The 22019-nt window shown below is 68.6% G+C and carries 19 protein-coding genes; 9 read left to right on the top strand and 10 right to left on the bottom strand.

All coding sequences use genetic code 11. From position 1 onward, the window contains the following. Positions 1 to 98: 98 nt before the first annotated feature. Entirely contained in the window at positions 99 to 497 is a 399-nt protein-coding gene (locus ACQZ13_RS20615; protein ID WP_431047660.1) for a helix-turn-helix domain-containing protein, read from the top strand. Continuing rightward, positions 494 to 1738 (top strand): type II toxin-antitoxin system HipA family toxin, encoded by a 1245-nt coding sequence (locus ACQZ13_RS20610; RefSeq protein WP_431047658.1) that lies wholly within the window; start codon positions 494 to 496, stop codon positions 1736 to 1738. Before ACQZ13_RS20615 ends, ACQZ13_RS20610 begins: the two co-directional genes overlap by 4 nt. A gap of 2 nt (positions 1739 to 1740) precedes the next feature. Here the strand turns inward: ACQZ13_RS20610 and ACQZ13_RS20605 are convergent, their stop codons facing one another. The 5 genes from ACQZ13_RS20605 to ACQZ13_RS20585 all read right to left on the bottom strand — a co-directional run bounded on the left by ACQZ13_RS20605 (position 1741) and on the right by ACQZ13_RS20585 (position 9388). Then, on the bottom strand, positions 1741 to 3927 hold the full coding sequence (locus ACQZ13_RS20605) for a glycoside hydrolase family 13 protein (protein WP_431047656.1): 2187 nt from the start codon (positions 3925 to 3927) through the stop codon (positions 1741 to 1743). A gap of 93 nt (positions 3928 to 4020) precedes the next feature. Next, the gene (gene mltB, locus ACQZ13_RS20600; RefSeq protein WP_431047654.1) at positions 4021 to 5262 is read right to left on the bottom strand and encodes a lytic murein transglycosylase B; all 1242 of its coding nucleotides are present in this window, start codon (positions 5260 to 5262) and stop codon (positions 4021 to 4023) included. A gap of 96 nt (positions 5263 to 5358) precedes the next feature. Beyond that, positions 5359 to 7410, bottom strand: coding sequence for a transglutaminaseTgpA domain-containing protein (locus ACQZ13_RS20595; RefSeq protein WP_431047652.1), 2052 nt, complete (start codon positions 7408 to 7410; stop codon positions 5359 to 5361). Beyond that, a complete protein-coding gene (locus tag ACQZ13_RS20590; protein ID WP_431047650.1) occupies positions 7407 to 8438 on the bottom strand; it encodes a DUF58 domain-containing protein in 1032 nt (343 codons plus the stop codon). Before ACQZ13_RS20590 ends, ACQZ13_RS20595 begins: the two co-directional genes overlap by 4 nt. Beyond that, the gene (locus tag ACQZ13_RS20585) at positions 8435 to 9388 is read right to left on the bottom strand and encodes an AAA family ATPase (protein ID WP_431047648.1); all 954 of its coding nucleotides are present in this window, start codon (positions 9386 to 9388) and stop codon (positions 8435 to 8437) included. The genes ACQZ13_RS20590 and ACQZ13_RS20585 overlap by 4 nt, the downstream gene beginning before the upstream one ends. A 118-nt stretch (positions 9389 to 9506) precedes the next feature. On the opposite strand from ACQZ13_RS20585, the gene ACQZ13_RS20580 reads away from it, so the two are divergent. Next, entirely contained in the window at positions 9507 to 10460 is a 954-nt protein-coding gene (locus ACQZ13_RS20580; RefSeq protein WP_431047646.1) for a histone deacetylase family protein, read from the top strand. 153 nt (positions 10461 to 10613) lie between these two features. Next, the gene (locus tag ACQZ13_RS20575) at positions 10614 to 11978 is read left to right on the top strand and encodes a mechanosensitive ion channel family protein (RefSeq protein ID WP_431047644.1); all 1365 of its coding nucleotides are present in this window, start codon (positions 10614 to 10616) and stop codon (positions 11976 to 11978) included. A 19-nt stretch (positions 11979 to 11997) separates the two neighbouring features. On the opposite strand, the gene ACQZ13_RS20570 is transcribed toward ACQZ13_RS20575, so the two are convergent. Then, positions 11998 to 13143 carry a M23 family metallopeptidase gene (locus ACQZ13_RS20570; protein ID WP_431047642.1) on the bottom strand — a complete coding sequence of 382 codons (1146 nt, stop codon included), beginning with the start codon at positions 13141 to 13143 and terminating at the stop codon, positions 11998 to 12000. A 148-nt stretch (positions 13144 to 13291) separates the two neighbouring features. Further along, on the bottom strand, positions 13292 to 14830 hold the full coding sequence (locus tag ACQZ13_RS20565; RefSeq protein WP_431053318.1) for a fumarate hydratase: 1539 nt from the start codon (positions 14828 to 14830) through the stop codon (positions 13292 to 13294). A gap of 254 nt (positions 14831 to 15084) precedes the next feature. On the opposite strand from ACQZ13_RS20565, the gene ACQZ13_RS20560 reads away from it, so the two are divergent. Next, the gene (locus tag ACQZ13_RS20560; protein ID WP_431047640.1) at positions 15085 to 15645 is read left to right on the top strand and encodes an outer membrane beta-barrel protein; all 561 of its coding nucleotides are present in this window, start codon (positions 15085 to 15087) and stop codon (positions 15643 to 15645) included. Positions 15646 to 15670: 25 nt separating this feature from the next. Here ACQZ13_RS20560 and ACQZ13_RS20555 read toward each other — a convergent pair whose 3' ends face one another. After that, positions 15671 to 15931 (bottom strand): hypothetical protein, encoded by a 261-nt coding sequence (locus ACQZ13_RS20555; RefSeq protein WP_431047638.1) that lies wholly within the window; start codon positions 15929 to 15931, stop codon positions 15671 to 15673. A gap of 219 nt (positions 15932 to 16150) precedes the next feature. Between ACQZ13_RS20555 and nhaA the strand changes: the two genes are divergently transcribed. Further along, entirely contained in the window at positions 16151 to 17317 is a 1167-nt protein-coding gene (nhaA, locus tag ACQZ13_RS20550; protein WP_431047636.1) for a Na+/H+ antiporter NhaA, read from the top strand. 95 nt (positions 17318 to 17412) lie between these two features. Here nhaA and ACQZ13_RS20545 read toward each other — a convergent pair whose 3' ends face one another. Next, positions 17413 to 18006, bottom strand: coding sequence for a TIGR00645 family protein (locus ACQZ13_RS20545; protein ID WP_431047634.1), 594 nt, complete (start codon positions 18004 to 18006; stop codon positions 17413 to 17415). A gap of 287 nt (positions 18007 to 18293) precedes the next feature. Between ACQZ13_RS20545 and acs the strand changes: the two genes are divergently transcribed. Both acs and ACQZ13_RS20535 read left to right on the top strand, forming a co-directional pair. After that, a complete protein-coding gene (acs, locus tag ACQZ13_RS20540; RefSeq protein ID WP_431047632.1) occupies positions 18294 to 20252 on the top strand; it encodes an acetate--CoA ligase in 1959 nt (652 codons plus the stop codon). A gap of 339 nt (positions 20253 to 20591) precedes the next feature. Further along, a complete protein-coding gene (locus tag ACQZ13_RS20535) occupies positions 20592 to 21119 on the top strand; it encodes a helix-turn-helix transcriptional regulator (RefSeq protein WP_431047630.1) in 528 nt (175 codons plus the stop codon). A gap of 144 nt (positions 21120 to 21263) precedes the next feature. Here ACQZ13_RS20535 and ACQZ13_RS20530 read toward each other — a convergent pair whose 3' ends face one another. Continuing rightward, on the bottom strand, positions 21264 to 21575 hold the full coding sequence (locus tag ACQZ13_RS20530; RefSeq protein ID WP_431047628.1) for a c-type cytochrome: 312 nt from the start codon (positions 21573 to 21575) through the stop codon (positions 21264 to 21266). 71 nt (positions 21576 to 21646) lie between these two features. On the opposite strand from ACQZ13_RS20530, the gene ACQZ13_RS20525 reads away from it, so the two are divergent. Continuing rightward, on the top strand, positions 21647 to 21988 hold the full coding sequence (locus tag ACQZ13_RS20525; protein WP_431047626.1) for a TIGR04438 family Trp-rich protein: 342 nt from the start codon (positions 21647 to 21649) through the stop codon (positions 21986 to 21988). Positions 21989 to 22019: the final 31 nt, after the last annotated feature.

The following is a 22019-nucleotide window of genomic DNA, read 5'->3' as shown; positions in this document are numbered from 1 at the left end:
CAGCCGCGTGGGGCTGTCTTCATTGTGGAACGATAGACTTCTCCCGCTTGAAAAAACATAGATATTCATGAAATCATGAATGTATTAATATCTATGTTATGCCGAAGAGACCCGTTGCGATTGATCAGATGCCTGTTGCAGTACTTGCCCATCTGCGTGAACTGGGGGAGAACTTGTCGCTCGCACGCAAGCGCAGACAAGAGCCGTTGAAGTCCTGGGCGCAAAGAATCGGCGTCTCTCAGCCCACCTTGATGCGCATGGAAAAGGGGGATCCCACCGTCTCGATGGCGGTTTACGCGACAGCGCTGTGGCTCATGGGGCGGGATACGGCGCTGCCGGAGCTGGCTGCGCCCGAACATGACCGCGGTGCATTGGAGCAAGCGGTGCGAGTCGCCAAGCAGAGGGCGGTCAGGAAGCGCACAACGATCGACGAGCGGCTTGCCGCTGTGGATGCCGCTGCACGCGCGAGCTCAAAACACGGGAAGGGTGAGGCATGACGGTCTACCGCGAGGATTACGAACCCACCGACATGCTTTGGCTGTGGGAACTCACGAATGCGTCGTCGCCACGGTTGATTGGCGAACTCCGCCTCGTGCGTTCGCTCAAAGGCGTGTCTTTGACCTACGCGAATGCCTGGCTCAATCACGGGTTTGCGCTCAGTGAGGATCTGCGCCTGGACAAGGGCGAGATCCTGCCTGCAGAGAAGGAAACGGCGGTCGGCGCGGTTGACGACGCGCGACCTGATCGTTGGGGCGAGCGCGTGATCCGCTTCCTCGATCGCCCCAAACGTCTGTCGGTGCTCGATTACCTGTACTACGCCGGCCATGAACGCTTCGGCGCGCTCGGGGTCTCCACGTCGCCCGACGTTTATCTCCCTCGCCGCTTTGGCCCCCTGCCGCAACTGGCAGACGTCGCAACGATGGAAGACCTCGCACGGCGAATCCTTGTCGGGGAACCTGTGGACGAGGCGAATCGGCGTCTGATCGCCCCGGGTGTGACCCTCGGTGGCGCGCGGCCGAAAGGTCTGATCAACATCGATGGCCATCAATGGGTCGTCAAGTTCTCCGAGCCAGGCGAGGACTTCGACATGCCACTGGTCGAGCACGCGACGATGACGCTGTGCGCATTGGCTGGTATCGAAGTCGCCGAAACGCGTGCGATTCGAATGCCGCAGGGGAATGCAGTCGCAGTTCGTCGGTTTGATCGATCTGGCGATCGTCGTCTACATGCCATGTCCGCCAACGTGGCGCTGAAGGCGATGAAAGCCGAACTCGGTTATCCGGAACTGGCTCAACTGCTGCGGCGTCGAGGAGGGACGGGGGATGGAAGGGCAATGGAGCAGATGCGCGAGCTGTTCCGTCGCATGGTGTTCAATATCCTGATCGACAACACTGACGATCATGAAAAGAACCATGTGCTGCTGAACACGCAGGGCGGGGAACTCAGGCTGTCGCCGGCTTTCGACGTGCTGCCGTCGGGACAGGCGTTGGGCTACCAGCAACTGCGCGTCGGGACCGAGGGGCACGACGCGACGATCGACAACGCAATGACGGAGGCTCGACTGTTCGGTCTCAAGGATCACGACGCCAGCGCGGAAGTTGCTCGTGTTGCTCGCGTTGTTGCAGGATGGAAGGAACACTTCCGCAAGACCGGAGTCGCTTCACGCGACATCGATATGCTCGCCCAGCAGATCGATCGCCCGCACCTCGCCTCGCAGCGCGCGGCGCACGGCGGCTGACATCAATCCCCCACCAGCACCCGCCCCGTCATCGGCCCGATCTCCACGAGCAGCTTGCCGTTGGCCGCTGCCTTCATCGGCGCGCCCGGTGTCATCGCATCGATGAAGGGCGTGCCGCGCAGCGCGGGCGGGAGCGTCAGCTCGACGCGCAGCGGCTGGTCGGCGTTGTTCATCGCGACGATCGCGTTGCGCTGGCCGTCCTGGCGCAGCAGCACGATGACGTGCTCGTCGAGCCATAGCGGTGCCGACAGGGTGCCGTGTCGCAGCACGGGCTGCGCGTGGCGCATCGCCACCAGACGCTTGAACTGGTCGCGCAGCGCCAGATCCGGCTGGCCGCCTTCGTCGGCCCATGGATACGGCGCGCGGTTGTACGGATCCTCGCCGCCGCCCAGGCCCACCTCGTCGCCGTAGTAGATCGTCGGCGCGCCCGGGTAGCTCATCTGGAAGAAGACCGCCAGCAGCAGGCGGCGCTTGGCCTCGGCAACCTTCTCCGGCGGGCTGTCGTCGCGCACGCCGAAGTGATGCAGCGCGCGCGGCTGGTCGTGCGAGGACAGCAGCGTCATCGACGCGAACAGCGACGGCGCCGGGTAGGACTCGCGCAGCAGCTCGAGGTTCTGGTAGAGGCGCTCCGCGTTGCCGCCGGCCGCGTAGTCCAGCACCGTGTTGCGGAAGATGTAGTTCATCGTCGCGTCGAAGGTGTCGCCGAGGAAGAACTTGCTCGCATCGAACCAGGTCTCCGCGATCGTCAGCGCGCCGGGCTGATGGCGCTTCACCGCGACGCGCCACGCGCGCCAGAAATCGTCCGGTACCCACGGCGCCACGTCCATGCGCCAGCCCGCCGCGCCGCGGTCCAGCCAGAACTGCATCACGCCGTCGCGACCGAAGGCGTAGTCCCGGAACGCGCGGCTGGACTTGTCGAGCTCGGGCAGGTCCTTGATGCCGATCCAGGCGGCGTACTGGTCGTCGGGGTGGGGCTTGGAGAGGTCGAACTTGAACCAGCTCGCATAGGGCGACGCGGGGTTGGGCTTGCCGTTGTCGAAGGCGCCGCCGGCGGGAAAGTTGCCGAAGCGGTTGAAGTAGGGCGAGTCCGCGCCGACGTGGTTCAGCGAGGTGTCCGGGATCACGCGCAGGCCGCGCTTGCCGGCCTCGCTGGTGAGGCGCTCGAAATCGGCGTTGCTGCCGAAGGCCGGATCGATGCGCTTGTAGTCGCCGGTGTCGTACTTGTGGTTGCTGGCGGCCTGGAACACGGGCGTCAGGTAGAGCGCGTTGGCGCCCAGGTCGCGCAGGTCGTCGAGCTTCTCGATGATCCCGGCGAGGTCGCCGCCGAAGAAGTCGTTGTTGTAGACCGCGTCCGAACCGTCGCCGCTGCCGGGCTTGTACGGCCGGTCCAGCCAGCGCGGGTGGCGCTCGATGCCGTGGTCCTGGTACTTCGCCTTCCCGACCTCCGGGTCGTTGGTCTTGTCGCCGTTGCGGAAACGCTCCGGGAAGACGTAGTAGTAGACGAGATCGCGGGCGAAGTCCGGGACGGCGAAGTCGGAGGCGTGGATGGTCTGCCGGTAGCGGCGGATCGCGAAGGGCGGGATGGTTCCCTTGGCATCGGGACCCTTGCCATCGGCACCCTGAGGCAGCGGCGCGACGGTAGCCGGCCCCATCGACCCCTTTTCCTTGGTCCAGTAGATGGGGTCGGCGTTGTTCTGCACGACGTAGCGTGCGCCGCCGATCGTGGCGACGAAGTAGTAGCCGTAGACGCCCGGGCCGCCGAAGCGGTGACGCGCTTTCCAGACGTCGCGGCCGGCGGCGGCCCCGACACCGGTGCCGGCCTTGTGCAGCGGCACGCGGGCTTCTTCGGCGTAGGCGATCAGGTCTTCATTGCCTTCGACGCGGCGGCGCTCGACGACGAGCTCGAGCTTGTCGACGCCGGGCAGGGCGGTCAGCTGGAAGTCGACCCAGGTCTTGGCGGGCTGGGCGCCGAAGGGCTTCTTGAACTCGGCGAGGCGCGAGTCGTAGCGCAGGCTGGCGGCGATGGGCGACAGCGCCGCCGCGGCGGGCGATGAGGCCGATGACGCCGATGACGCCGATGACGCTGGCGCTTCGTCCCGCGGCGGCGACGACATCTGACCGGAGGCGAGCAGCGGCGTCAGCAGCGCGGCGCACGAGACGCGGCGAAGAAGTCGGGGCAGGGAGGTCATGGACCGACGCTATCGCGAAGCGAGGCCGGTGGATGCTGGTGTTTCCTCCGGACCCCCGGCCTGGCAGCGCCGGCGCCCCTCATCGGAGGGCGGTCACCCGCCGCTGGCCGATCCCGACGCCGGTGTCGCCCCGGTCGCCTTCCTCCAACTCGCCAGCGTGTTGGCGAACTCGATGACCGCCATCGCGTAGTAGCTGCTCTGGTTGTAGCGGGTCACCGTGTAGAAGTTCTGCGTGCCGGCGACGTAGACCGGCGCGGCGCCGCCCATCTGGAGCTCGATCAGCGCCAGCGGCCCGTTGTGCGCGCGGCCCTGCGGCGAGAGCTGCGCGCCGACCGATTCGAACTGTCGCGCGTCCAGCTGCGGCAGCACGTCGCTGATCAGCAGCTGCGCGCGCGCCGCCGTGTCGTTGGGGACCTGCACCTCGTAGTGCGTCGGCATGCCGCGCTGCCAGCCGTGTTCCTTGAGGAAGTTGGCCACCGAGCCGATCGCGTCGACCGGGCTGTTGATCAGGTCGACGTGGCCGTCGCCGTCGAAGTCGATCGCGTAGCGGCGCCAGCTGCCGGGCATGAACTGGCCCCAGCCCATCGCGCCCGCGTACGAGCCCTTCATCGCCATCGGATCCAGGCCGTTCTCGCGCGCCAGGATCAGGAACTGGCGCAATTCCTCGCGGAAGAACGGGCTGCGGTCGCGTGCGCCGGGCGGCAGCGGCGAGGGGTAGTCGAAGGCCAGGGTCGCCAGCGCGTCCAGCACGCGGAAGGAGCCCATGATGCGGCCGTAGAAGGTCTCCACGCCGATCACCGAGGCGATGACCTCCGCCGGCACGCCGTAGGTCGCTTCGGCGCGCGCCAGCGTCGCCTCATGCGTGGCCCAGAAGGCCAGGCCGGCCTGCAGCCGCTGCGGTTCGACGAAGCGCTGCCGGTACGCGCCCCAGTCCTTCGCCTGCCCCGGCGGGCCGGGCAGGATCAGCCGCTGCACCGTCGGCTGCGGCCGCGCCAGCGCCAGCACCGCGCGCAGTTCCTCGCGCCGATAGCCCAGCGACTCCGCCTGCGCGTCGGCGAAGGCCATCACGTCGGCGCGGTCGCCGTACTCGGGCAGCACAGCCGGTTTCTTCGCGGGCTTCTTCGCCGGTTTCGTCGCCTTGGCCTTCGATGCGGCATGCGCAGCCGCATGCGGCCTGGCCGGCGAGGGCGTCGATGTCGGGGCCGTGGATTGCGCCATCGCCGGCGTCGCGACCAGAGCGGCCATCAGCGGTGTGGCGGCCATCGAGGCCTGCAGGAGCGTGCTCAGGAACACGCGGCGGGGGGAGGAACTGCGGGTACGGCGGGAAACAGTCATGCGGGCGGTCATGCGTGCGGAGTTGCGGGCGGCAACGCGCGGGGCGTGGCGGTGAGGCGTGGACGCGGGAAGACGGAGCGCAAGCGGATCGATCGATCAACGGGCCAGCGCCTGCCGGAGCTCGGCGCATTGCGCCGCGAACTGGCGTTGCCATTGTGACGTGGCCGCGGCGAGGTCCTGTCGATAGCGCTGCGCTTCCAATTGCAACAGCGACGCCGCCACGGCCTGGGCAGGCGCGCCGTGGCGTTCGACGAGCGAAGCCGCCCAGCGACGCGGGGTCTCGTCGTCGCGGGTGGGCAGGCCCAGCCGGTCGAGTTCGCGCCGCACGCGCAGGCGCTGACGCGACCAGGGATCGTGAGGGCGGCGCTGCCACGCGGCCGCGCCGGCGCCGATCGCCGCGGTGGCCGTCAGCAGGGCGCCGGCGACCTGGCCGAGCGTGGTCCAGTCCGGGTTCTCGAAGCCGAGCCGCTTGAGCAGGCTCATCTGCTCGCCGGTCGAGAAGTTCAGCACCGCTTCGCGCCAGCGGTGGTTGAGGCCTTCCCAGACCGCGCGCAGATCGTTCAGCAGGCCGGGTCTGAGCTGGTTGATCGCGCCGGTGATCAGACCGGGGTCCGGACGCAGCAGCCGGCCCTGGACCCGCTCGGGGGCGACGGCCGAGGTCGGGTCGGCGCGCTGCCAGCCGCCCGACGGCGTCCAGAACTCGGCCCAGGCGTGGGCCTGGCTCATGCGCACGACGAGGTCGCCGTCCTGCAGGTTCTGATCGGCGCCTTGGAAACCGGTGACCACGCGGGCCGGCACGCCCGCCGCGCGCATCAGCACGACGTAGGCGGAGGCGAAGTGCTCGCAGAAGCCGAGCTTGCGGTCGAACCAGAACTCGTCGATGGCATCCGGGGTCGTCTCGCCGTAGACGCCGGGGGTGAGCGTGTAGCCGTAGCTCTCGCGGCGGATCTTCGTCAGCAGCTCGCGACTCGCCGCCTGGGCGCGGGCGTCCTCGTCCAGTGCGGCGAAGCGCTCCCGCAGCGTCGCGCCGTAGGCCCGGGCGCGCGGGTTGAGGTCGGGCGGCAGGCTCAGCGATTCATTGCGGTCGGCGGTGCTGAGCCGCGTGCTGGGCGCCGCGCGCGGCCACGCCTCGTTCCTGAAGCGCAGCACTTCCGCGACGGGCGTCGGCACCTGCCACTGGCCTTGCGGCGCGCGGGTCGCGGTGAGGCGTCCGAGCGGCAGGCGCGCGCCGGAGGCGCCGGGGGCGAATTCCAGCATCGGGATCGCGGTCACGCGCAGCGGATCCATGGTGACCTCGTAGCGGAACACGGGGCCCTGGAGCGTGGGTGCGTCGTCGCCGGGCGACCAGTTCACGCGAGACGCGGTCCAGGTCCGGCCGTCGAAGCGCGACAGCACCTGGGCGCGGAAGTACAGCTGCGGCTGGGCGGGCGGCGCGCCGTCGAAGCGCAGCCGCATCGCGATGGTCTCGTCGCTGGCGACCTCCGCGAAGGCGCCGAAGGTCATCGAGTCCGACAGCCCGGTGCGCGCGCCCGAATCCTTGGGCAGTCCCCACAGCGGCGGGAAGCGCGGGAAGAGCACGAACAGCGCGACCATCACCGGCAGTCCGATCAGCGTGTTGCGGGCGGCGATGCGCGCGGCGAGCTTCAGGCTGGGCACGCCTTGCGGCATCTGCGCCAGCACCAGGGCCGACAGCAGGGCCCAGACGCAGCCGATCATCCAGATCGCGACCAGCGGCGACTGCGAGTACAGGAACTGAGTCAGCACCAGGAAGAAGCCGAGGAAGAACACGACGAAGGCGTCGCGCCTGGCGCGCAGCTCGAGCGTCTTGAGCGCCATCAGCATCGCCAGCATCGTGATGCCGGCCTCGCGGCCGAGGATGGTCTTGTGGGTGGCGAAGGTCAGGCCGATCACGAGCGCCAGCACGGCCAGCAGGCTCCACCGGCCGGGGAGCGCCTCGCTGCGCCAGGCCAGGCGCGCGCGCCAGCCGAGCATCAGGGCGGTGAGCAGGCTGCACCACCACGGCAGATGGCCGGCATGCGGCAGTAGCGTGGCCGCGATGATGGCGAGCAGGAACAGCGTGTCGCGCGCTTCGCGGGGCAGGGGGCTGCGGTGCTTGATCGAGCCGCCTGCGGCGGTCGCCGGGTTCATCGTCCGTCCTCCGCGATCAACGCCAACGCTTCCATGCACACCCGGAAATGGTCCGGGCCCAGGTCCGGCTCGATGGCGACGTCGCGCAGCTTCAGGCCGTAGGGCAGGCCTTCTTCCTCGGCGCGCTGCACCCAGGCGGTCAGGCGCGAGACGCGGAGCTCGAACGGCAGCCCGCGCGTGGCCGCCAGGTCCAGCCATTGCTCGCTGGCGCGGCTGCCCAGGCGCTCGCGCACGAGCAGCGCCGCGCCGCCTCCGCCGCTGCCCGACGGCGGCTGCGGTTGCGCCAGCGCGAGCGCCGACTTCTTCCACAGGATCTGACGCGGCGAATCGCCGTGCCGGTACGGTCGCAGTCCCGGGTCGTCGCCCAGGCCCGGCTGGCCCTGGCCTTGCGGCAGGCCTTCCTCGACCGCGGCGGCCGGCGGCGCGTCCAGTTCCGGCGTCGGATAGACCCAGGCCTGCGCCGCCGGGCGCCAGTAGCTCCAGGTCACGAACAGGCCGAAGGGGAAGTGCGATTCGATGCGCAGCCGCGGCAGCGCATGCCGGCCGCGGGTCGCGAAGGTCACCTGCAGGTGCAGTTGCGCGTGGCCTTGCGCGGGGACGTCCGCGTAGGCCGTGTCCGCCGACTTGGATTCGGGCAGGCGCAGTCCGATGCCGAAACGCGCCGCGCCGGTGTTGTGCAGCCGGATGTCCAGCGCGAGCGGCTGGCCGGCGTGGGTCGCGGGCGGCGTCTTCAGGTCCAGCTTCAGGCCGCGCAGGTTGGCGTGCGTCGCGTTCATCGACGCCATCCCGGCGCCCGCCAGCACGAAGGTCAGCAGATAGCCCAGGCTCAGCTGGTCGTTGATCGACGCGAGCAGCAGCACCCCCAGCGTCGCGACGAAGGCGGCGCCCGGCCGGCTCGGGATGATGTACAGGTTGCGCTGCGTCAGCGCGGTGGTGTCGCTGGGGGGATGGCGGCCCTGCCACCACGCGTCCCAGCGGCGCTGCCACGGCCAGCGGATCGCCGGCAGCTTCAGCGAGGGGAGCTTCACGGCAGCGGCACCGCGGCCATCATCGCGCGCACCTGCTCGCGCGCGCCCCGCGCGCTGCCGCCGCGCGGCCGCAGGCGGTGCGCGATGGTCTGCGGCAGGATCGCCTGCACGTCGTCCGGCGAGACGTAGTCACGCCCGCTCAGCAGCGCCTTCGCCCGCGCCGCGCGCAGCAGTGCGAGACCGGCGCGCGGGCTCAGGCCTTCCTGGAACCACTCGCCGGAGCGTGTCGCCTCCAGCAGCGCCTGCAGGTAGTCCAGCAGCGCCGGCGAGGCGTGGATGCGCAGCACCTCGCGCTGCAGCTCGCGCAACTGGTCCGGCGTCATCACCGGCTTGAGCGCGCGCAGCAGCTCGCGGCTGTCGCCGCCCATCAGCAGCTCGCGCTCGGCCTGGCGGTCCGGATAACCGAGGCTGATGCACATCAGGAAACGGTCCAGCTGCGACTCCGGCAGCGGGTGCGTGCCGAGCTGCTCGCTGGGGTTCTGCGTCGCGATGACGAAGAAGGGCAGCGGCAGCGGATGGGTCGTGCCGTCGACGCTGACCTGGTACTCCTCCATCGCTTCGAGCAGCGCGCTCTGCGTCTTCGGACCGGCGCGGTTGATCTCGTCGGCCAGCAGCACCTGGCTGAACACGGGGCCCGGGTGGAACTGGAAGGCGCTGCCGCCGGCCGCCTGCGCGCCCGGCTGGTAGATGTTGACCCCGAGCAGGTCGGACGGCATCAGGTCGGTGGTGAACTGCACCCGCGAGAAGCGCAGCCCCAGCGAGATCGACAGCACGTGCGCCAGGGTCGTCTTGCCGACGCCGGGCAGGTCCTCGATGAGCAGGTGGCCGCCGGCCAGCAGGCAGGCCAGACAGTCCTCCGTCTGCGCCTGTTTGCCTTTGATGATCGTGCTAATCTGCCGGCGCAGGTCGGCCAGCGGTTGGGAGGCGAGGGTCGGCGCGTCGGAACTCATCGGCGCACGATATCTCAGAATCGGTTCGCTCCGCTGGAGCGCCGTGCATGCCCCGACCGCTCGCTGAACGTGTCCCGACCGTGCCCTGAATGTGCCCTCGACCGCGCCAGCCCCGACCATGAGCACCGCCTTCATCAGCCATCCCGACTGCCACCGCCACGACATGGGCGCCGGCCATCCGGAATGCCCGCAGCGCCTGGGCGCGATCGAGGACTGGCTGATCGCGCACGGCGTCGATGTCGCGCTGGACCGCCATGAGGCGCCGCGCGCCGAGCTCAAGTCGCTGGAACGCGCGCACTCCGCCCGTTACGTCGCCGAGCTGAAGGCGGAACTCGAGGATCTGGAGCAGCAGGCGAACCAGGGGGTGCCCAACCCCATGAAGGCGCTGGATCCGGACACCTGCGCCAACGCGTTCACCTGGTCCGCGGCGCTGCGCGCGGCGGGTGCGGCGGTGGCGGCGACCGACCTGGTCGTCGACGGCCGGGCCGAGAACGCCTTCTGCGCGGTCCGCCCGCCCGGCCATCACGCGACGCGCGACCAGGCGATGGGCTTCTGCTTCTTCAACAACGTGGCCGTCGCGGCCCGGCATGCGCTGGACGTGCGCGGCCTGGACCGCGTGGCGGTGATCGACTTCGACGTCCACCACGGCAACGGCACCGAGGACATCCTGGCCGGCGACGACCGGGTGCTGATGGTCAGCATCTTCCAGGACCCGCTGTACCCGTACTCCGGCAGCGAGCCCAAGGGCGCGAACATGCTCAACGTGCCGGTGCCGCCGTACACGCGCGGCGCCGAGGTGCGCGAGATGATCGAGTCGCTGTGGATGCCTGCGCTGGAGCGTTTCAGGCCGCAGATGATCTTCGTGTCGGCCGGTTTCGACGCGCACCGCGACGACGAGCTGGCGCAGCTCGGCCTGGTCGAGGCGGACTACGAATGGATCACGCTGCGCATCATGGACGTGGCCCGCCGCCACGCGAAGGGGCGCATCGTGTCCTGCCTGGAAGGCGGTTACGACCTGGGCGCGCTGGCGCGCAGCGTGGGCGTGCACCTGCGCACGCTGGCCGGCATCTGAGCGGCGACCTCCGAGGTCGCCTGAGCCGGATTCAAGGCCGACCTCGGGCCGGCGCGACAATCGCGCCCGCAACCGTCGGCGGACCGGGGCGCACACAGTCGGTCCCACGACTGAACGACCCGGCCAGGACCGGCTCCCGAATTGCATTCCTTCTTGAGTTCCATCTTGGGCAACACCACTCCCCTGAACCACACCCTGAGCCTGCGCGAACTGGAATCGCTGCTCACGATGCTCGCCCGCCCGCAGGCGCTGATCGAAGTCGGCCTGGTGCTGGCCTGCCTGGCGCTGTCCTGGCTGATCGTCTACCGCATCAGCAAGCACGTGACGGCCGCGCCGGGGCATCACTCGGTGCTGCTGGGGCACCGCGTGTTCGACGGCGTGCTGTTCCCGGTCATCGCGCTGCTGCTCGCGCTGGGCGCGCGGCGCGTGATGCCGCTGCTGGGCGAGCCGGTCGCGCTGTTCCGCGTCGTCATCCCGGTACTGCTGTCGCTGGTCGTGATCCGGCTGGTGGCGCGCGTACTGCGGGCCACGATGCCCGATTCCATCGGCATCAAGCTGCTGGAGCGCAGCGTCTCGTGGGTGGCGTGGCTGGGCTCGATCCTGTGGATCGTCGGCGTGCTGCCGATCCTGATCGAAGAGTTGCAAGACGCGGATCTGACCTTCCTCCCGAAGAACGGGAAGGCGTACATCACGGTCTATGACGTTCTCCTCGGCGTGCTGCAGGTCGGTGCGGTGCTGCTGGTCGTGCTGTGGCTGTCGTCGATCATCGAATCGCGTCTGCTGCGCGGCAAGTCAGTCCTCGATCTGTCGATGCGCAAGATCGCGGTGAACCTGACGCGCACGGCGCTGCTCGTCATCGGCGCGATGGTGGCGCTGAACACGCTGGGCCTGAACCTGAGCGCGCTGTCGTGGCTGGGCGGTGCGGTCGGCGTGGGTCTGGGCTTCGGCCTGCAGAAGATCGCGGCGAACTACGTCTCGGGCTTCATGATCCTGGCCGAGCGCTCGCTGCGCATCGGCGACATGGTGAAGGTCGACAACTTCGAAGGCCGCATCAGCGACATCAAGACGCGCTACACGGTGATCCGCGCGCTCAACGGCCGCGAGGCGATCGTGCCCAACGAGTCGCTGATCACGACGCGGGTGGAGAACCTCTCGCTCGCCGACCCGCAGGTGAACGTGTCGACGGTGGTGCAGGTGGCCTACGGCACCGACGTGGACGCGCTCTTCCCGCAGCTGATCGAGGAAGTGAAGCGCGTCCCGCGCGTGCTGTCCGAGCCGTCGCCGTCGGTGTCGCTGAGCAACTTCGCCGCCGACGGGCTGGAGCTGACGATCGGGTTCTGGATCTCGGACCCGCACAACGGGCAGGGCGGGGTGCGCTCGGAGGTGAACCTCGCGATCCTGCGGCTGCTGAATCGCTTGAACATCGATATTCCGTTCCCGCAGCGCGTCGTGCGCACGGTCGCAGAAGCTCCGGTCGCCGAAGCTCCGGTCGGGCCCGTCGTTCCCACGGAGAAGTGACTGCCTGCGTCGGGGAGGGCTACGCCGCGGTGAAACGGATGACCCGATGGGAGGCCGGTTTCTCGCGCAGGCGGACCGTGGTGATCCCCTCCGGAGCGGCCTGCCACCGCGCGCGGCCGAGCGTCGCGAGGTCGTCGTAGCCGCCCAGCCGCTCGAAGCGCTCGAACACGAACGGCAAGCCTTCACCGGCGTTCGGCGTGCCTTCGTCGCAGAGGTGCAGATGCAGGTGAGGGCCGGTGGAATCGCCGGTGAATCCCAGCTCACCCAGCACCTGGCCTTTGCGAACGCGGTCGCCGGGCCGGACGGTCAGGCTGCCCGGGCGCAGATGCTCGTAGAGCACGTGCCCTTGGCCGGCCAGCGAGAGGATCACGTGATTGCCCGGCGCATCGATCAACGGATGTCGGCGGTTGGCGGCGATCGAGGGCGCTTCGGCCATGTCGTTGCGCGCGGTGCTCACGATGCCGTCCGCGACGGCGAGCACCGGCGCGCCGTAGCCGAAGTGGTTGTCGGGGCGATCGGCGTCGCCTCGCGCGATGCGGCCGTCCGCGTCCACCTGGACGAAGTCGATGGCGTGTCGGCCGGGGATCGTCCGGCGGTCTCCTTGCTGGAAGCCGACGCGTCGATGGCCGCGCTCCCAGGCGGGATCGTGGATTGCGACCCACAGGCCGTCCCGCAGCGGCGGACCGAAGACCGTCGCGCCCTGGGCGGAGACGACGTGCATCTCGCCTTCCGCGTTCCGCTCCGTGCTCCACATGACGACGGGCCTCAACCGGATCGGAAGCGGTCGCCCCGGGCGCGAACGCAACTCCACATGGACAACGATCCGGTCGTCGTCGATGCGCGAGAGGCGCCGCTTCAACTCGGCTTCGTCGAACAGCGCGAAGGTGTCGCCACGATCGGTGTCGACCAGTCGCAAGGCCGTCGGTGAAGGCGCGCCGACGGGGCAGGCGAGGTGGATCTCGCCGACGAGCTCGTCCGCGCCCTCCACGCGCACGGGGCCGCCCGGTGCGATCAGCCGCGGTCGGCTCCGTGGTGCGGCCGGAACGGCGTCCGTCGCTGACGCCGTCGCCTTCGCGGACGCCAGCGGCGCGGCCAGCATCGCCAGGGCGGCGCCCGTGAAGGTCCGGCGTGGAAGGCGTGCCACGCCGTCGTTGTGATCGCTCATGTCCGCAGTGATACGCGGGAAGTGGCCGCGATGCGGAGTGCCGGAAGGCATCGCCAATGAAAAAGACCACCCGAGGGTGGTCTTGTCGCCGCTGATCGCGCCGGCAAGGGCGCAGGTGATCGAGTGGGTGTTGAGAGGAGCAGGCCGCTCAGCCCGCCGCCACCGGGATCTTGATCGGCTTGCCTGCGGCGATGCGCTGCTGCCACTCGGCCGGGCCGGTGATGTGGGCGCTGTTGCCGCCGGCGTCGACCGCCACCGTCACCGGCATGTCGACCACGTCGAACTCGTAGATCGCTTCCATGCCCAGGTCCTCGAAGCCGACGACCGTCGCGTGCTTGATCGCCTTGGACACCAGGTAGGCCGAGCCGCCCACGGCCATCAGGTAGGCCGACTTGTGGTTCTTGATCGACTCGATCGCGACCGGGCCGCGCTCGGCCTTGCCGATCATCGCGATCAGGCCGGTCTTCTCCAGCATCATGTCGGTGAACTTGTCCATGCGGGTCGCCGTCGTGGGACCGGCCGGGCCGACCACTTCATCGCGCACCGGATCGACCGGGCCGACGTAGTAGATGACGCGGTTGGTGAAGTCCACCGGCAGCGGTTCGCCCTTGGCCAGCATGTCCTGGATGCGCTTGTGCGCGGCGTCGCGGCCGGTGAGCATCTTGCCGTTGAGCAGCAGCGTGTCACCCGGCTTCCAGCTGGCGACTTCGTCCTTGGTCAGCGTGTTCAGGTCGACGCGCTTGCTCTTGTTGTAGTCCGGCGCCCATTGGACGTCGGGCCACAGGTCCAGGCTGGGGGGCGTCAGGTAGCTCGGGCCCGAGCCGTCGAGCACGAAGTGCGCGTGGCGGGTGGCGGCGCAGTTCGGGATCATCGCGATCGGCTTGGAGGCCGCGTGCGTCGGGTAGGTCTTGATCTTGACGTCCAGCACGGTCGTGAGGCCGCCCAGGCCCTGCGCGCCGATGCCCAGCGCGTTGACCTTCTCGTACAGCTCGATGCGGAGTTCCTCGAGCTTGTTCTGCGGGCCGCGCTCCAGCAGCTCGTACATGTCGATGTCGTCCATCAGGGCTTCCTTGGCCAGCAGCGCGGCCTTCTCGGCCGTGCCGCCGACGCCGATGCCCAGCATGCCCGGCGGGCACCAGCCCGCGCCCATGGTCGGGACGGTCTTGAGCACCCAGTCGACGATGTTCTCGCTCGGGTTGAGCATGTAGACCTTGCTCTTGTTCTCCGAGCCGCCGCCCTTGGCCGCGACGATCACGTCGACGGTGTTGCCGGGCACGACGTCCATGAAGATCACCGCGGGCGTGTTGTCCTTGGTGTTCTTGCGCTCGAAGATCGGGTCGCTGAGCACGGAGGCGCGCAGCTTGTTGTCGGGGTGGTTGTAGGCCTGACGGACGCCTTCGTTGACGGCGTCCTGGATCGAGCCGGGGAAGTCGCCCCAGCGCACGTCCATTCCGATCTTCAGGAACACGTTGACGATGCCGGTGTCCTGGCAGATCGGACGGCGGCCTTCGGCGCACATCTTCGAGTTGGTCAGGATCTGGGCGATCGCGTCCTTCGCGGCCACGCTCTGCTCGCGCTCGTAGGCGCGCGCCAGATGCTGGATGTAGTCGGCCGGGTGGTAGTAGCTGATGTACTGCAGCGCGGCGGCGACGCTTTCGACGAGGTCGGCGTAGCGGATGGTGGTCATGGTCGTGGACAGGCTGGTCACGGGAGACCGCGATTATCCGTTACTCGATGAAATCCCCGGCGCCGTGGGCGCCAGCGGGACGCGGTGCGCACGGATGTGCGAACGGGCTGCACCGTTCGGGCGTCCGCACCGCTCCCGGCTACGATGTTGCCCGCCGCGAGTGACTGGTCAACGGATGAGACGTTGATCATCACCACGCGGCCACGATCACCACAACAAGCGATCCCGCCCGAGCGGGGTCAGAGGGAGTTCCCTTGAAGACATCCATCGCGGCCGTGCTGGCCGCGTCAGCCTTTGCCGTGCCCGCGGCGCATGCCGAGTTCAGCCTCCAGGCCGACGTCGGCGGCAGCAAGTTCTCGAAGTCGCTCTGCCAGGGCGCCGATCCCTGCGACCGGCGCGGCGGGTTCGACCGCCTGCTGGCGGGTTACCACTTCGACAACGGGCTCGGCATCGAGATCGGTCGCGTGGACTACGGCACCGTCTATGTCGCGTCCGACAACTGGATGTGGGGCGTGCTCAAGAGCACGGCGGTCACCGCCGGCGTGTCGTACCGCCGACCGGTGTGGCGCACGCTCGGCGTGGTGGCGCGCGGCGGCGTGTCCTGGCAGAAGGCGGAACTCATGAACCCCGTCTTCGGCCCGTTCTCGCGGACCTCCGCGCAGCCCTACGCGGGCCTGGGGCTGACCGTCGCCATCAAGCCGTACTGGGGTGTCGAACTCGGCGCCGACGTGAGTCGCGCCAGGCAGTTCGACCTCTATGTCGACGACAAGCGCACCCTCAGCGCCTGGTACTTCGGGACGCGCGTCAACTTCTGAAGCTGGCGCCAGGAGGCGCCGACGCTCAGCTGCCCGGCGCCGTGATGCCGCGCGGCTTGACCATGTTGCCCACCTCGTTGGCCAGGCGTCGGCGGTCCTCGTCGCTCAGCGCGGCCGGCGTGCACTCGCGCTTGCCCAGCATCGAGCCGGTGCGCTGTTCGCGTTCGCAGACCACCTTCTGGGCAGGCTCGGCCTGCGCGGTCTGTGTCGGCTGCGCGGTGACGCCGTCGCTGGCGCAGGCGGCGAGCGCGAGCAGGGGAACGGCGGCGAACAACAGTCGGATCATGGTGGGCTTCCCTGGAAGGTCCGGGTCGATGCCGCGGACGGCTGATGAAGCGGGGGATGCTAGCAACGCGCCCTTCGCGGTAGCCTTGGGGAGAACGCGACCGGCCGCTCGTGCAGGCGCGTCCTGCGCACCGACAATGATGCCGTCTTCACGCGACTTCCGACTCAGCCTCGGATTCGCGCTGTTCGCCCTTGGATTTGCCTTTCAGGAGGACCCTTCTTGACCCCAGGACTCAAACGCTTCTTCGCCAGCGAATCGGCCGGTGGCATCGTGCTCGCCATCGCCGCGGTCGCCGCGCTGATCCTGTCCAACTCCCCCTGGCGCGAGCTCTACGCCGCCTTCACCCGCATCGAAGGCGAGGTCCGCATCGGCGGCGACTGGCTGGTGCTGGCCAAGCCGCTGCTGGTCTGGGTCAACGACCTGTGGATGGCCGTGTTCTTCTTCCTCGTCGGCCTGGAGATCAAGCGCGAGTTCGTCGGCGGCGAGTTGTCGGACCGCTCGCAGGCTGTCCTGCCCATCGTCGCGGCGTTCGGCGGCATGGCCGTGCCGGCGCTGATCTACGCGGGACTCAACCTCGGCGATCCCGTCGCGCTGCACGGCTGGGCCATCCCGGCGGCGACCGACATCGCCTTCGCCATCGGCATCGTGATGCTGCTGGGCTCGCGCGTGCCGGCCTCGCTGAAGGTCTTCCTCACGGCCGTCGCGATCATCGACGACCTCGGCGCCATCGTCGTCATCGCGCTCTTCTACACGAGCCAGCTGTCGCTCGCGATGCTCGCCGCGGCCGCGGCCTGCCTCGTGGTCCTGTTCGCGCTGAACCGCGCGAAGGTGCGACGCGCCGACGTCTACATCGTCGTGGGCCTCGTGCTGTGGACCTGCGTGCTGAAGTCCGGCGTCCACGCCACGCTGGCGGGCGTCGCCACCGCGCTGTTCATCCCGTCCGACAGCGACGGCCACGGCCATTCGCCCGCCGAGGACCTCGAACATGCGCTGCATCCGTGGGTGGCCTTCCTCGTCCTGCCGATGTTCGCGTTCGCCAATGCGGGCGTGTCGCTGCTCGGCCTGCACGCGGGCGATCTGCTCCATCCGGTGTCGCTGGGCATCGCGCTCGGGCTGCTGCTGGGCAAGGCGATCGGCGTGTTCGGCAGCTCCTGGCTGATGATCCGCGCCGGCTTCGCGCAGAAGCCGGGCGGCGCCGACTGGGTCCAGTTCTTCGGCGTCTGCGTGCTCTGCGGCATCGGCTTCACGATGAGCCTGTTCATCGGCGGCCTCGCCTTCGAAGGGCACGGGCCGGACTGGGAAACCCGCGTGAAACTGGGCGTGCTCGGCGGGTCCATCCTCTCGGGCATCGCGGGCACGCTGATCCTGCTGCGCAAGCGCGGCTGAGCGCGCGGATCCGGCAACGACAAAGCGGCCCGCGGGCCGCTTTGTCGTTTGCAAGGGGTGCTGGCGTAGGGCCGTGCCCCGGCGCACTCCGGGACTCAGTGCTTCTCGCTCGGTCCGTGCGAGAGCAGCTTGTCCGTCATCGCGATCGCCAGGGCCGACAGCAGGAAAGCCAGGTGGATGACGGTCTGCCAGATCAGCGTCTGTTCCTGCAGGTTCTGGACATTGATGAAGGTCTTGAGCAGGTGGATTGACGAGATGCCGATGATGGCCGTCGCCAGCTTGACCTTCAGCACCGAGGCGTTGACGTGGTCCAGCCATTCGGGCTGGTCGGGGTGGTCCTCCAGATGAAGCCGCGACACGAAGGTCTCGTAGCCGCCCACGATCACCATGATCAGCAGGTTGGAGATCATGACCACGTCGATCAGCGCCAGCACGGCCAGCATGATGATGGTCTCGTTGAGCTTGGGGACCGTGGCGTCCGCCTTGTAGCCCACGCTGTCGACCAGCAGCTTCAGGGCCTCCTGGTTGCCGAAGGCGGCCTCGACCAGATGCACGAGCTCCGTCCAGAACTGGAAGACGTACACGCCTTGCGCCACGATCAGGCCGAGGTACAGCGGCAGTTGAAGCCAGCGGCTGCCGAACATGATGGTGGCCATCGGATTGCGGCGGCGCTTCGGGCTGTCGGTCATCGGGGTAAGTCCTTCAAGTCGTAACTGGCGGGAACCGCCAAACCGGGTGATTTTAGTGAGAGCATCGTCCCGACGAACCGTTCCGAGTTCGGAGGCGCCGGCGCTCCTCTAAGCGAATGCCGAGCATGCGCAGGCGATTGAGCGCAGAGGGGCGCCGGTGCCTCCGGACGAGCGAGGTGCACGACAGCTCTTCTACAAGAGTAAGCACATCGTCAGTGTGAAAGTGGAGAGTTCGGACCAGTCTGAACCCGAGTTCGAAGATCCCTGCCTGTACGGAGACATAGGCCATGAGTGACAAGATCTACAACCCCCCCGCATCCGCCGTCCAGGGCGCCCATGTGTCCGGCATGACCGCCTATGAGGCGCTGTGCAAGGAAGCGGAGACCGATTACGAGGGCTTCTGGGCCCGCCAGGCGCGCGAGCTGCTGAGCTGGAAGCAGCCCTTCACCAAGGTGCTCAACGACACCGACGCGCCGTTCTTCAAGTGGTTCGAGGACGGCAAGCTCAACGTCTCCTACAACTGCCTGGACCGCCACGTCGAAGCCGGCCGCGGCGATCGCGTCGCGATCATCTTCGAGGCCGACGACGGCACCGTCACCCGCGTCACCTATGCCGAGCTGCTCGCCAAGACCGCGCAGCTGGCCAACGCGCTGAAGGCGCGCGGCGTGAAGAAGGGCGACCGCGTCGTCATCTACATGCCGATGTCGGTCGAAGGCGTGGTCGCCATGCAGGCCTGCGCGCGCATCGGCGCGACGCACTCGGTGGTGTTCGGCGGCTTCTCGGCGCAATCGCTGAGAGACCGCGTCCAGGACGCCGGCGCCGTGATGGTCCTGACCGCCGACGAGCAGGCCCGCGGCGGCAAGTCGCTGCCGCTGAAGTCCATCGTCGACGAGGCCCTCGCCGACAACAGCTGTCCCACCATCAAGCACGTCATCGTCTACAAGCGCACCGGCGGCAACATCGCCTGGGTCGCCGGTCGCGACGAATGGCTGCACGATGCCGTCTCCGGGCTGGCCTCCAGCTGCGAGCCGGAATGGGTCGAGGCCGAGCATCCGCTGTTCCTGCTCTACACCTCGGGCTCCACCGGCAAGCCCAAGGGCGTGCAGCACAGCACCGGCGGCTATCTGCTGCACGCCGCGCTGACCACGAAGTGGACCTTCGACCTGAAGGACTCCGACGTCTTCTGGTGCACCGCCGACATCGGCTGGGTGACCGGCCACACCTACATCACCTACGGCCCGCTCGCGCTGGGCGGCACCGAGGTCGTCTTCGAAGGCATCCCGACCTTCCCGGACGCCGGCCGCTTCTGGCAGATGATCGAGAAGCACAAGGTCACCATCTTCTACACCGCGCCGACGGCGATCCGCTCGCTGATCAAGGCCGCAGAAGCCAACGAGGCCGTGCATCCGAAGCGCTCCGACCTGAGCTCGCTGCGCATCCTGGGCTCGGTCGGCGAGCCGATCAACCCGGCCGCGTGGGAGTGGTACCACCAGCACGTCGGCGGCGGCCGCTGCCCCATCGTCGACACCTTCTGGCAGACGGAGACCGGCGGCCACATGATCACGCCGCTGCCGGGCGCAACGCCGCTGGTGCCGGGTTCCTGCACGCTGCCGTTCCCCGGCATCACCGCCGCCATCGTCGACGAGACCGGCAACGACGTGCCCAACGGGCAGGGCGGCATCCTGGTCGTCAAGAAGCCCTGGCCGTCGATGATCCGCACGATCTACGGCGATCCGGAGCGCTTCAAGAAGAGCTACTACCCGCCCGAGCTCAAGGGCTACTACCTGGCCGGCGACGGCGCCATCCGCGACGCCGAGACGGGCTACTTCACCATCACCGGCCGCATCGACGACGTGCTGAACGTGTCGGGTCACCGCATGGGCACGATGGAGATCGAGTCCGCGCTGGTCAGCTGCACCGAGCTCGTGGCCGAGGCCGCGGTCGTGGGGCGTCCGGACGACACCACCGGCGAGGCGATCTGCGCCTTCGTCGTGCTCAAGCGCCCGCGTCCGAGCGGCGACGAGGCCAAGGCCATCGCCAAGCAACTGCGCGACTGGGTCGCCAAGGAGATCGGTCCGATCGCCAAGCCCAAGGACATCCGCTTCGGCGACAACCTGCCCAAGACCCGCAGCGGCAAGATCATGAGACGACTGCTGCGCTCGGTGGCGAAGGGGGAGACGGTCACCCAGGACACCTCCACGCTCGAGAACCCCGCGATCCTGGAGCAGCTGGGTCAGGCCTATTGAGCACCGTGGCACCGGAGGCCTCGCGCGGGATGCGCGTGGCATCCCGGTTGTCATCGGTTCATCGGCTGTTTCTCCTCTGAAACACGCCCATCCTCCCCCTTTTGGGGGTCAGTTTTTGCGCTTGCGCAAGTCGACAACCCAGTCGCCCTCCCGGAAGTGCGGGAGCGGCTGACCTTCTCATGGCAACAGGCGCCACATCCCCGCAAGCTCGGGTTGTGGAGCTTGGGCGCGCCTGGGCCAAGAATGCCGGCTCCGTTCCTCCAGGAGCGGTGCCCGCGTTCATGGCGGGGCCCGGGCGACACGGCGCGCCGGCTGCCGCCCTCACAGAAGGAGTCGTTTGTGGAATATTCGTTCACGCTCAAGTACCAGATGCCGCCGCAGGACTGCGAGGAGGAGCCGTTGAAGCAGCGGCTGGGCTCGATCGGCTGCAAGGATGCGCGGGTCGCCGTGGGCCTGCGCGGCAGGCTGATGCTGAGCTTCGTCAGGACCGCCGAACGCGCCGACCAGGCCCTGCTGGGCGCCTTGCGCGAGGTCCGCAAGGCCGTCCCCGGCGCGCGGCTGATCGAGGCGGGGCCCGACATGGTCGGCCTGACCGACGTGGCGACGCTGGTGGGCGTGTCCCGCCAGAACATGCGCAAGCTGATGCTCACGCATCCGATGAGCTTCCCGTCGCCGATCCACGAGGGCAACTCGTCCTCGGTCTGGCACCTGTGGGACGTGCTGCGCTGGATGCAGGGGCGCGGCGGCTACCGGATCGACGAGTCGGTCCTCGAGCTCGCGACGGTGGCCAAAGCCGTCAACCTCGCCCGCGAGAGCCGGCACCTGGACGAGCGGCGGCGGGAGGAGCTGCTCAAGCTCGTGGCCTGACAATGGGACGGGCCGCGCAAGGGCCCCGGAAAGCAGAACAGGCCCCGAAGGGCCTGGAAAGCGATCAGGCCCCGAAGGGCCTGGAGAGCGATCAGGCCCTTGGGGGCCTGACCGTGCGGGTGCGGCGGGACGGCCCGCCGACGCTCACTTGATCGACAGGATCCACTTGGCGAGCTGCTCGGACTCCGCCGCGCTGACCTGCGTGTTGGCCGGCATCGGCACCGGACCCCAGACGCCGGAACCGCCCTTGACGATCTTCTCGGCCAGCTTCTTCACCGCGTCCTTGTCGCTGGCGTACTTGGCCGCGACGTCCTTGTAGGCCGGGCCGACCAGCTTCTTGTCGACGGCATGGCAGGCCATGCAGTTCTTCTTCTGGGCCAGCTCGGGGCTGGCGAAGGCGCTGGGCGCGCTCAGCATGGCGGCGAGGGCCGCGGAGATGAACAAGGCGTTTCTCATGGCATCCTTTCAGGTGTCGCCGGGCGCTCCATCCGCGTCACAATCTGGCCGCCGCGACAGGAAAAGTCGCGATGCAGGTCGTCGAGTGGCTGGGGAGGCTCCGGGCTCGCGCGATTGTAGTGGTGGGGGATGCGGCGCCCGAGGCGCGCACGAGGAGAACGACGATGTGGTTGATGGTGATCGGTGTCTTGTTGATTCTTCTCAAGCTGGGGGATGTCGGCCCGTTTGAAACGCTCAGCTGGTGGTGGGTGCTGTCGCCCTTCCCGGTGGCCGTCGTGTGGTGGGAATTCGCCGACAAGACCGGCTACACCAAGCGGCGCGAGATGGACAAGATGGACGAGAAGAAGGAGGCGCGCCGACAGCGTCAACTCGACGCCATCGGCCAGGGCGACAAGGCGCGCAAGAAGCGCTGAGCGCACTTCGCGCGTTTGCCGCGCTTCCCCC

Source organism: Roseateles sp. L2-2 (assembly GCF_050613215.1).
In the GTDB taxonomy this organism is placed as follows: Bacteria; Pseudomonadota; Gammaproteobacteria; order Burkholderiales; family Burkholderiaceae_C; genus Roseateles; species Roseateles noduli.
This window is presented reverse-complemented; position numbering and strand designations above follow the sequence as displayed.

Coding starts and splice junctions, on each gene's coding strand:
- ACQZ13_RS20545 (WP_431047634.1), bottom strand. CDS start 18,006: ATGACCGACAGCCCGAAGCGCCGCCGCAATCCGATGGCCACCATCATG.
- ACQZ13_RS20605 (WP_431047656.1), bottom strand. CDS start 3,927: ATGACCTCCCTGCCCCGACTTCTTCGCCGCGTCTCGTGCGCCGCGCTG.
- ACQZ13_RS20530 (WP_431047628.1), bottom strand. CDS start 21,575: ATGAGAAACGCCTTGTTCATCTCCGCGGCCCTCGCCGCCATGCTGAGC.
- ACQZ13_RS20595 (WP_431047652.1), bottom strand. CDS start 7,410: ATGAACCCGGCGACCGCCGCAGGCGGCTCGATCAAGCACCGCAGCCCC.
- ACQZ13_RS20555 (WP_431047638.1), bottom strand. CDS start 15,931: ATGATCCGACTGTTGTTCGCCGCCGTTCCCCTGCTCGCGCTCGCCGCC.
- acs (WP_431047632.1), top strand. CDS start 18,294: ATGAGTGACAAGATCTACAACCCCCCCGCATCCGCCGTCCAGGGCGCC.
- mltB (WP_431047654.1), bottom strand. CDS start 5,262: ATGACTGTTTCCCGCCGTACCCGCAGTTCCTCCCCCCGCCGCGTGTTC.
- ACQZ13_RS20570 (WP_431047642.1), bottom strand. CDS start 13,143: ATGAGCGATCACAACGACGGCGTGGCACGCCTTCCACGCCGGACCTTC.
- ACQZ13_RS20525 (WP_431047626.1), top strand. CDS start 21,647: ATGCAGGTCGTCGAGTGGCTGGGGAGGCTCCGGGCTCGCGCGATTGTA.
- ACQZ13_RS20585 (WP_431047648.1), bottom strand. CDS start 9,388: ATGAGTTCCGACGCGCCGACCCTCGCCTCCCAACCGCTGGCCGACCTG.
- ACQZ13_RS20565 (WP_431053318.1), bottom strand. CDS start 14,830: ATGACCACCATCCGCTACGCCGACCTCGTCGAAAGCGTCGCCGCCGCG.
- ACQZ13_RS20580 (WP_431047646.1), top strand. CDS start 9,507: ATGAGCACCGCCTTCATCAGCCATCCCGACTGCCACCGCCACGACATG.
- ACQZ13_RS20610 (WP_431047658.1), top strand. CDS start 494: ATGACGGTCTACCGCGAGGATTACGAACCCACCGACATGCTTTGGCTG.
- ACQZ13_RS20615 (WP_431047660.1), top strand. CDS start 99: ATGCCGAAGAGACCCGTTGCGATTGATCAGATGCCTGTTGCAGTACTT.